General features: G+C 70.3%; 8 protein-coding genes and 1 pseudogene. 5 read left to right on the top strand and 4 right to left on the bottom strand.

Features of this window, described 5'->3' with window-relative positions; all coding sequences use genetic code 11:
• Positions 1-843: 843 nt before the first annotated feature.
• Positions 844-1,161 (top strand): annotated as a pseudogene (locus tag ABD378_RS44270) (hypothetical protein); the annotation flags it as partial.
• Between the two features lie 342 nt (positions 1,162-1,503).
• Entirely contained in the window at positions 1,504-2,349 is an 846-nt protein-coding gene (locus tag ABD378_RS38030; protein ID WP_344528903.1) for a hypothetical protein, read from the top strand.
• A 79-nt stretch (positions 2,350-2,428) separates the two neighbouring features.
• On the opposite strand, the gene ABD378_RS38025 is transcribed toward ABD378_RS38030, so the two are convergent.
• On the bottom strand, positions 2,429-3,706 hold the full coding sequence (locus ABD378_RS38025) for a DUF1015 domain-containing protein (RefSeq protein WP_344528899.1): 1,278 nt from the start codon (positions 3,704-3,706) through the stop codon (positions 2,429-2,431).
• A 72-nt stretch (positions 3,707-3,778) separates the two neighbouring features.
• Between ABD378_RS38025 and ABD378_RS38020 the strand changes: the two genes are divergently transcribed.
• Complete coding sequence (locus tag ABD378_RS38020; RefSeq protein ID WP_344528897.1) at positions 3,779-4,807, top strand: HAD hydrolase-like protein; 1,029 nt, start codon at positions 3,779-3,781, stop codon at positions 4,805-4,807.
• 87 nt (positions 4,808-4,894) lie between these two features.
• Here the strand turns inward: ABD378_RS38020 and ABD378_RS38015 are convergent, their stop codons facing one another.
• From ABD378_RS38015 to ABD378_RS38005, 3 genes are read right to left on the bottom strand one after another with little or no spacing between them, the layout of a single operon-like run.
• Positions 4,895-5,728 (bottom strand): siderophore-interacting protein, encoded by an 834-nt coding sequence (locus ABD378_RS38015; RefSeq protein WP_344528895.1) that lies wholly within the window; start codon positions 5,726-5,728, stop codon positions 4,895-4,897.
• On the bottom strand, positions 5,728-6,756 hold the full coding sequence (locus tag ABD378_RS38010; RefSeq protein WP_344528893.1) for an ABC transporter substrate-binding protein: 1,029 nt from the start codon (positions 6,754-6,756) through the stop codon (positions 5,728-5,730). Before ABD378_RS38010 ends, ABD378_RS38015 begins: the two co-directional genes overlap by 1 nt.
• Positions 6,756-7,796, bottom strand: a complete 1,041-nt coding sequence (locus ABD378_RS38005) for an ABC transporter substrate-binding protein (RefSeq protein ID WP_344528891.1) — start codon at positions 7,794-7,796, stop codon at positions 6,756-6,758. Before ABD378_RS38005 ends, ABD378_RS38010 begins: the two co-directional genes overlap by 1 nt.
• Before the next feature lie 53 nt (positions 7,797-7,849).
• On the opposite strand from ABD378_RS38005, the gene ABD378_RS38000 reads away from it, so the two are divergent.
• Both ABD378_RS38000 and ABD378_RS37995 read left to right on the top strand, forming a co-directional pair.
• A complete protein-coding gene (locus ABD378_RS38000) occupies positions 7,850-8,893 on the top strand; it encodes a FecCD family ABC transporter permease (protein WP_344528889.1) in 1,044 nt (347 codons plus the stop codon).
• Positions 8,890-9,660, top strand: a 771-nt coding sequence (locus ABD378_RS37995) for a FecCD family ABC transporter permease (protein WP_344528886.1), incomplete at its 3' end; no start/stop codon positions are given. The genes ABD378_RS38000 and ABD378_RS37995, both read left to right, overlap by 4 nt.

The following is a 9,660-nucleotide window of genomic DNA, read 5'->3' as shown; positions in this document are numbered from 1 at the left end:
TGGAGGACCCCTGGTCCCAGCGTCCACGCTGGGACCAGGGGTCCTTTTTTGTTTTGTCGAAGCGCGCCGGCTACCCGGCTGCGCAAGAATGACTGCGGTACCGAAGACTAGGAGTCACCGATGTCCACCAACTCTCCCGACGAGCGACCGGAGCGCGAGCAGCGCGGCCGGGACGGTGGCGACCGGGGCGGAAACCGTGGCGGCGCACCGCGTCGCGACAACGACCGCAGCGGCGGTGGGCGTCCTCCGTTCCGCCGCGACGACCGCTCCACCTCTGGTGGCCCCCGCCGTGACGACCGTGACCGGGGCGCCCCTCGTCGCGACGACCGTGGTGGCAGCGATCGCGGTGGCGACCGGGGTGGCTTCCGCCGCGACGACAACCGTGGTGGCGGTGGCGACCGGGGTGGTTTCCGGCGTGACGACAACCGTGGCGGCGGCGACCGTCCCGGGTTCAAGCGTGATGACCGCTCGACCTCTGGCGCCCCGCGCCGTGACGACCGTGGTGGTGGCGGCGACCGTCTCCCGTTCCGTCGTGACGACCGCCGGGATGACCGGCGTGACGACCGTGGTGGCGATCGTGGCGGGTTCCGCCGCGATGACAACCGTGGTGGCGGCGACCGTGGTGGTTTCCGCGGGCGCGATGACCGTGGTGGCGGTGACCGTCCTCCGTTCCGTCGTGACGACCGCTCCACCTCCGGCGCTCCGCGTCGTGATGACCGTGGTGGCGGTGACCGTCCTCCGTTCCGTCGTGACGACCGCTCCACCTCTGGTGCCCCGCGTCGTGATGACCGTGGTGGTGGCGACCGTCCTCCGTTCCGTCGTGATGACCGCTCCACCTCTGGCGCTCCTCGCCGTGACGACCGTGGTGGCGGCTTCCGTGGGCGTGATGACCGTGGTGGCGATCGTGGCGGGTTCCGCCGTGACGACAACCGTGGTGGCGGTGGCGACCGGGGTGGTTTCCGGCGTGACGACAACCGTGGCGGCGGCGACCGTCCCGGGTTCAAGCGTGATGACCGCTCGACCTCTGGCGCCCCGCGCCGTGACGACCGTGGTGGTGACCGTGGCGGGTTCCGCCGCGATGACAACCGTGGTGGCGGCGGCGACCGTCCCGGGTTCCGTCGCGACGAGCGCCGTGATGACCGTCGTGATGACCGGCCCCGTGGTGGCGACCGTCCCGCATTCCAGCGCGACGACCGGCGAGACGACAACCGTGGCGGCGGCGATCGCGGTGGGTTCCGTCGTGACGACCGTCGTGACGATCGCGGTGGTGACCGTGGCGGCGATCGTGGTGGCTTCCGCCGTGACGACCGTGGTGGCAGCGATCGCGGTGGTGACCGCGGTGGTTTCCGTCGTGACGACAACCGTGGTGGTGGCGACCGGGGTGGCTTCCGCGGGCGCGATGATCGCGCGCCGCGGCGTGACGATAGCCGCGGCGGACGGCCTGGTGGGTCCCGTGGGCGCGACGACCGTCGTGACGACCGTGACCGCGAGCCCATCAAGCGGCTGCCGATCCCCGATGACGTAACGGGACACGAGATCGACAAGGACGTGAAGCAGGAGCTGCAGAGCCTTCCCAAGGGGCTCGCTGAGGACGTCGCCAGGAATCTGGTGATGGTCGCCAACCTCATCGACGAGGACCCCGAGCAGGCGTACGCCTACTCGCGGATCGCGCTGCGCCTCGCCTCGCGTGTCGCAGCCGTACGAGAGGCGGCTGCCTTCGCCGCGTACGCGACACAGAATTACAGCGAGGCGCTTGCCGAGTTCCGTGCGGCCCGGCGGATGACCGGCACTGTCGAGCTCTGGCCCGTCATGGCGGACTGCGAGCGCGGTCTTGGCCGGCCCGAGAAGGCGCTGGACATGGCCGGTGCGCCCGAGGTGCAGAAGCTGGACAAGGCGGGGCAGGTCGAGATGCGTCTCGTAGCCGCCGGTGCGCGGCGTGACCTGGGGCAGATCGATGCTGCCATCGTCACCCTGCAGGGTCCCGAGCTCGGGTCGAACTCCGTCCAGCCGTGGACCGCGCGGCTGCGGTACGCGTACGCGGACGCGCTGCTCGCCGCGGGGCGTGAGGACGAGTCGCGCGAGTGGTTCGCGAAGGTCATCGAGTCCGACAAGGACGGCAGCACCGACGCGTCGGACCGCCTTGCCGAGCTGGACGGCGTCGAGTTCGTCGACGTGATGGAGGACGACGCCGAGGCGACGGTCTCGGAGCCCGTGGTCGGCCACGTCGACGTCGCCGCTCCCGTCCAGGTGGACGAGGACGAGGACGAGGATGAGGACGAGGATGAGGACGGTGTCCAGGACGGTCTGGACGATGACGATGACGCTGACGACGGAGATGGCAAGGTCTGAGCGTTGACCTAGTCGCAGACGACGGGCGGGACCCCAGCTGGGGTCCCGCCCGTCGTCGTATGTGCGTGCTGAGGACGATTCAGAAGTCGAGGCTGCGCAGGACCAGGCCCGATGCCGGCTTGGGGCCGAAGGACGTGGACTTGCGGGGCATCGTGACCCCCTGGCGGGCGAGGTCGCGTACGACCTCTTCGCGGACGGGGTGCATCAGGATGGCCGTACCGCCGTCGCGTTCCGCCTTCTCCACGGTTGCCGCGGTGTCGTGGATGTACGCGATGTGCTCCGGGGCGTCCGGGATCTGCCAGATGTGATCGAGGAGCGTGGAGTGCAGGACCGTCGCGTCCAGGGTGCGCCACGCCTCAGGGGGGTCGGCCGGGATCGTACGGGCGAGCATCTCCGGGGACGGGCGGTCGATGAGGTGGAAGGCGCCGTCACCCGCGAGGAGGAAGGCGTTGCTCTCGGCTGCTGCCTCGCCCAGGGCTTCGAGGGCGCGCGGCAGAGGGCCCTCGACGCTGCGTACGCGGAAGGAGCCCGCGAGGGCCGCGAGGGCGTCGGGGACCGGGAGCCGGTGGAGGTAGCGGTGGATGGCGCGGACCCGGAGGGGGTAGCGCGCGGTGTCCACCAGGAGGACCAGGCCGAAGTCCCATGGGCCGGCCGACGGGTGCTCGGAGCGGAGTCGGAGGTTGGTCGCCCAGCGGTGGTGCCCGTCCGCGATCAGGGCTTGGTGGTGGGAGAGATCTGACTGGATCTCGGCGAGGTCGGCGGGGTCGGTGACGGCCCACAGTCGGTGGCTGAAGCCGTCCTCCGTGGTCGTCGACAAGAGAGGCTTGTTCGTCACGGTGCGCTCGACGACGGCTGTGGCGCCCGTGGCCTCGCCGTCGGAGCGGTATGTCAGGAGCAGCGGCTCGAGGTTGGCGCTCGTCGCACGCATCAGGCCCGCGCGGTCCTCCACGACGTGGGGCATGACGCCTTCGTGGGGCAGGACGATGCCGTCGCGCGCCTCGGACAGGCGCAGGGCGCCGATGACGCCGCGCTGCAGGATGCCGGCGTCGCGCTGTTCGTAGACGTAGAGACTGGGCTCCGGGTCGGGCGCGAGGATGCCCTGGGAGAGCCAGGCGTGCAGGGTCTCGGCTGCCTGTTCGTTGCGGGCCTCCGGTGTGGTGGCCTGGGGGAGGATCAGCCGGACGATGTTGTGCGGGTCGGCGGACTCCAGGTGGAGCAGTCCGTCGGGCCGTACGACCACGTCGTACGGCGGGGACGTCACGGCGGCAAGGCTGCCGACCCGTTCGGGGACGTAGCGCACGCCTCGGAACGGGATCAGGTCGAGGCCTTGGTCGTCGGTGTGACCCGCTGTGTTCATTGCTGCATCGTATGTGTGTCAGTGGCATAAGCGATGATCGGGGGAGTGGGACCGATCGAGGAGCGATGCGTAATGAGCCAGACCGTCAGGACACGCCCCGAAGGCAGCCAGAATGTGCTGAGTGAGGCGTATGACACGGCGCTGCTCGACCTGGACGGGGTGGTGTACGCGGGCGGGCACGCGATCGTGCACGCCGTCGAGTCGCTCGGGACGGCTCGCGCGGGCGGCATGCATCTCGCGTACGTGACGAACAACGCACTGCGTACGCCGGACGCGGTGGCCGCGCATCTGACGGAGCTCGGCATTCCGACCGGGGCCGCGGACGTCATCACGTCCGCGCAGGCGGCGGCGCGGCTTGTGAGCGAGCAAGTCCCCGCGGGCGCACGGGTGCTGGTGGTCGGCGGGGAAGGACTGCGGGTCGCGCTGCGGGAGCGCGGGCTCGAGCCGGTGGAGTCGGCGGACGACGGTCCTGTGGCGGTCGTGCAGGGGTACGGCGGTCCCGACATGGCGTGGGGGCGGTTCGCCGAGGCCTGTTACGCGATCGCGCGTGGGGTGCCGTGGTTCGCGTCCAACACGGACCTGACGATTCCGAGTGCGCGGGGCATCGCGCCGGGCAATGGCGCGGCGGTCGAGGTCGTGCGCATCGCGACGGGCGCGGAGCCGCAGGTGGCGGGCAAGCCGCTGCCCCCGATGCACCGCGAGACGATTCTGCGGACGGGCGCCGAGCGGCCGTTGGTCGTGGGGGACCGGCTCGACACGGACATCGAGGGCGCGTTCAACGGCGAGGTGGACTCGCTGCTGGTCCTGACCGGGGTCACGGACGGCGCCCAGCTGCTCGCGGCCCCGCCCGAGCACCGGCCCACGTACGTGGACGCGGATCTGCGCGGCATGCTGACCGGTCAGCCCGAAGTGGCCCCGGCGGAGGGCGGCTTCGGCTGCGGCGGGTGGACGGCGTCGGCCCGGGGGCAGGAGCTGGTGCTCGACGGCGAGGGCGATGTGATGGACGGGCTGCGGGCGCTGTGCGCGGCGGCGTGGACGGAGGCGGGGGACGGGGTGTGCACGCTGGACGCAGAGAAGGCGTTGTCGCGGCTGGGGGTGTAGCTCGACTGCGGGTGGTTCCACCGAGGGTGGCTGCACCGCGGGTGGCTCGACCGCGGGTGGTTCCACCGAGGGTGGGCCGACCGCCCGTCAGGCCGTCTCGTTGCGGTCGATCAGCTCGTCCGTGGTGGTGCCCTTGCGCCAGTAGCCGGAGAACGAGATCCGCTTGCGGTCGAAGCCGCGGTCGCCGACCAGGTGGCGGCGGACCGTCTTGACCGTCGCGGACTCGCCCGTGACCCAGGCGTACGGAGTGCCAGAAGGCAGCTCAGCGGCACGGATCGCCGACGGTGTGCCGCCCTCCTGCGTGAGCCAGGTGATGTCGGCGTCGGCCTTCGTGGGCAGCTCCTGCTTGTCCGCCAGGTCGTGGACCTCGATCCAGACTCGGGCGGGTGTGGCCGGCGGGAGCGTCTCCAGGATGGCCGCCACCGCGGGGAGCGCCGACTCGTCGGCGGTCAGCAGGACCCAGTCGGTGTCCTGCGGCGGCCTGAAGTCGTAGGCGCCGTTCTCGTCCTCGATCGGGGCGAGTACGCCGATCCGCGCGCCGGGGCGGGCGGACCGCGCCCAGCTGGTGGCCGGGCCATCGGAGGGCGAGGGAGCCGGGCCGTGGACCGCGAAGTCGACGATCAACTCGTCGGGGTCGCGGCGCAGTTCACGCGTGGTGTAGGTGCGCATGATGCCCCGGACGTCGGGGTCGAGGGCGAGCCAGTCGGCGTACCAGCCGGCCGCGTCCCCGTCCGACGTGTCCGGCATGACGGGGGCGTCCTGCCCCGGCTGCGGCAGGAACACCTTGATGCGCTGGTCACGGCCCGCTGACGCCATCCGCGCCAGGCCGTCGCCGCCGAGGGCCACGCGGATCATGGAGGGGGTGACGTACTCGGTGCGCAGCACGTGGACGTCGAAGAAGTGGTACGGGGATTCAGTCATCAGGTGAGCCTCTTCGACTTCTCGATGGCGGCGGCGAGTTGTTCGAGCACGGGGGCGAAACCGGCGTAGCTGTAGCGCTCCTCCATCGACCAGGGCACGGTCTGGCCGGCCTTGACGGCGGGGAGCAGCTTCCAGGTGGGTTTCTTCGCGAGCTCCTTGGGCGGCAGCGCGCTCGAACGGTTGTCCATCATGATGAGATCGGCGTGGTATTTGTCGGCGTTCTCCCAGCTGAGGAACTCCCAGAAGCCCCATTCGTCGCTCTTCTTGCCGTCGACGAACTCGACGCCGAGGTCCTTGAAGTAGTTCAGGTCGCAGTAGGAGTCCGGCACGGCGACGTAGAACTGGTCGGCGTCGCCGGTCATCGCGAGGACCTTCAGGCCGCGGTTGCCCTTGGCCGCCTTGCGCAGTCGGCGCTCGGCCTTGTCGAAGCGGGCCTTGGCCGCGCGCACCTTCTTCGTCCCGAGGTCCCCGCCGAGCGCCTCGGCGAGCTCGGTGTAGCGCTTGAGCGGTTCGAGCAGGGAGACGCGGGCGCCCTTGATGCCGACGGTGGGCGCGAGCGCCTCGATCTTCTTGGTGCTGTCCGCGGGCACGAACCAGAGGGCGGGCGGCGGGAACATGTTGCTGATCAGGAGGTCGGGCTTCAGGCCCGCGTACTTCTCGATGTTGAACTGGTTGAAGGACTCGCCGAGGCTCGTCAGTTCGCCGACATCGAGATCGCCCGCCTGCGGGTTGGGCTTGCCGTCCACCGGCTTGGAGGGGCCGAAGACTCCCGTGCAGGAGACGCCGTAGTCGTGCAGGGCCGCCGCCGTGCTGATGTAGGCGACGATGTTCTTCGGGGTGTGGTTCACCTCGGCGGTCTTGCCGCGGTCGTCCTTGAAGCTCCAGGGCTTGGAGCCCGAGTCCTTCTCCGACTTCTTCTCGCTCCCGCAGGCGGTGATCAGGGCGCCGAGGCCGAGGGCCCCGCCGGAGGTGAGCAGACCGCGGCGGGACAAGCCTCTGCCGGCAAGGGGGCGGTGAGTGGTGGACATCAGGCTGCCGCCTTCTTCGACTTGTCGACGGCTGCCGCGAGCCGCTCGATGAGCGGTGCGTAGCCGGCGTGACTGAACTGGGCTTCGTTGGACCAGGAGATGACCTGGCCGGCCTTGACCGCGGGGAGCTTCGCCCAGGTCGGTTTGGACTTCTTGAGCTCGGCGGGCTGGAGGTTGCCGGTGCGTCTGTCGACGAGGATCAGATCGGCTTCGTACGTGTCGGCGTTCTCCCAGCCCAGCTCCTGGAAGAAGCCGCCCTCGGCTGTCTTCGCAGGGGTGACGAACTCGACGCCCAGGTCGGCGTAGTGCCGCAGGTCGGTGAAGTCGGCCGGATCGCCCACGTAGAGCAGGTCGGCCTGCGCCGAGACCGCCATGACCTTGAGGCCGCCGCGGGCCTTCGCCGCCTTCGCGGACTTGCGGAGGGTCTCCGACGCCGCCTCGAAGCGCTTCTTCGCGGCGGTGACCTTCTCGGCGTCGAGGTCGGCGCCGAGGGACTGCGCGAGTTCGGCGAAGCGGCCGATCACCTTCGTCAGGGAGGACTTGCCGGTGAGGATGCCGACGCTCGGCGCGAGGGAGGTGATCTTCTTGGCGGAGTCGTCGGGGACGTACCAGAGCTTCGGTGACTCGTTCATGGTGCTGACGAGGAGCTCGGGGCGGAGATTCGCGTACTTCTCGATGCTGAACTCGCCCCAGGCGTTGCCGAGGATGGTCACCTTGTCGACATCGACGCCCCCGGCCTGGATGTCGGGTTCGCCGTTCTTCTGCTTCGTCGGGCCGAAGACGCCGGTGCACTCGACGCCGAAGTCGTGCAGCGCGGCGGCCGCGCCGATGTAAGCGACGATCCTGCGCGGGGTCTTGGCGGCTTTCGCGGTGGTGCCGCGGTCGTCCTCGAAGCTCCAGCCCGTGCCGCCGCCTGACGATTTTGCGCCGCCGTCCTTGCCGCCGCATGCTGTCAGGAGCCCGCCGATGCCGAGGGCGCCACCCACGGCGAGCGCACCACGTCGGGTCAGAGCCGGAGGTATCGGGCGGCGGGCGCGCATAGGTGGTGCTTCTCTCGTCGAAGTCAAGTGCGAGGGTAGGCTAACCTAACCTGGTGTTGGTCGACAGTCCCCCAGAAGCCGGCGCGGAGAGTGCCCCCGCGCCACCCAACCGCCGCGCGATACGCAGCGCCGGGCTCCTCGTCTCGGTCTGTGTGCTGCTGCTCGTCGTCGTGGCGAGCATCGCGGTCGGTGCCAAACAGATGCCCCTGGACCAGGTCTGGCACGGCCTTTTCCAGGACACCGGGACGTACGGCGATGTCGTCGTCGGAGAGCGGCTCTCGCGGACGCTGCTCGGCGTGCTCGTCGGCGTGGCCCTCGGCCTCGCAGGCGCCGTCCTGCAGGCGCTGACGCGCAATCCGCTGGCCGACCCGGGGCTGCTCGGCATCAACCTCGGTGCGTCGGCCGCCGTCGTCACCGCCATCAGCTTCTTCGGCGTCACCTCGCTGAGCGGCTATGTGTGGTTCGCCTTCGCCGGAGCGGCAGTTGTCGGCGCCGCCGTCTACGCCCTCGGCGGGACGCGCAACGCGACGCCCGTACGGCTCGCGCTCGCCGGTACGGCGCTGAGCGCCGCGCTCTACGGCTATCTGCAGGCCGTGATGATCACCGACAACGCCGCGCTCAACAAGATGCGCTTCTGGACGGTCGGTTCGCTGGCATCGGCCAAGAACGAGACCATCCTTCAGGTCCTGCCCTTCCTCGTGATCGGCATCGTGCTCGCGCTCGGCCTCGCCAGGCCGCTCAACGCCATGGCCATGGGCGACGACACCGCCCGCGCGCTCGGCGCCCATCTGAACCGCACCCGCGCCCTGTCCATGGCCGCCGCGACCCTGCTCTGCGGGGCCGCGACCGCGGCCTGCGGGCCCATCATGTTCGTCGGCCTGATGGTGCCGCACGTCGTGCGCTCCTTCACCGGGCCCGACATGCGCTGGATCCTGCCGTACGCCGCGATCCTCTCGCCGGTCCTTCTGCTCGGCGCCGACGTCATCGGGCGCATCGTCGCGCGGCCCGCGGAGCTGCAGGTCGGCATCATCACCGCGTTGATCGGCGCCCCGGTCTTCATCTTTCTCGTACGACGGCGGAGGCTGGCTCAGCTGTGAAGGCGATACGCACCCGGGGCGGGCTCAGCTTCCGTCTCGACGTCCGCACGGCCGTGGTCGTCGCCGTGCTCATCGTGGCCGCGCTCGCTGCGAGCGTCGTCCTGATCGGCACCGGCGACTTCTACATCCCCACTGCCGACGTCATCCGCACCCTGCTCGGCAACGGAGACGCCGGGCAGGAGTTCATCATCAACGACCTGCGTCTTCCGCGGGTCCTTGTCGGCCTGCTCGTGGGCGCCGCGCTCGGGCTCGGCGGCGCGATCTTCCAGTCCATCTCCCGCAATCCGCTGGGCAGTCCGGACATCCTCGGCCTCGGCCAGGGGTCCACCGCGGGCGCGCTCATCATGATCGTCCTCTTCCAGGGCACCGCGGTGCAGGTCGCGGGCGGGGCGCTCGTGGGCGGTCTGGTGACCGGCTTCGCGATCTATGTGCTCGCCTGGAAGCGGGGCGTGCACGGCTTCCGGTTCGTCCTGGTCGGCATCGGTGTCTCTGCCTTCGTCACTGCGATCAACGGCTATCTGCTCACCAAGGCGGACCTCGTCGACGCCGCGCGCGCCGTCGTCTGGATGACCGGCTCCCTCAACGGACGGGACTGGGAGCAGGTCTGGCCGTTGCTCGTCCTGTGCGCGATCCTCGTACCGCTCGTCATGACGTACGCCCGTCCGCTGCGGATGCTGGAGATGGGCGACGACGTCGGGTACGCGCTCGGCGTGCCCGTCGAGCGCACCCGCATCGTCCTGATGGCCTCGGCGGTGCTGCTCACCGCC

The sequence above is a fragment of the Streptomyces rectiviolaceus genome (assembly GCF_039533825.1).
In the GTDB taxonomy this organism is placed as follows: Bacteria; Actinomycetota; Actinomycetes; order Streptomycetales; family Streptomycetaceae; genus Streptomyces; species Streptomyces rectiviolaceus.
The sequence above is the reverse complement of the archived record's forward strand: the minus strand, read 5'-3'. Positions and strand labels throughout refer to the sequence as shown.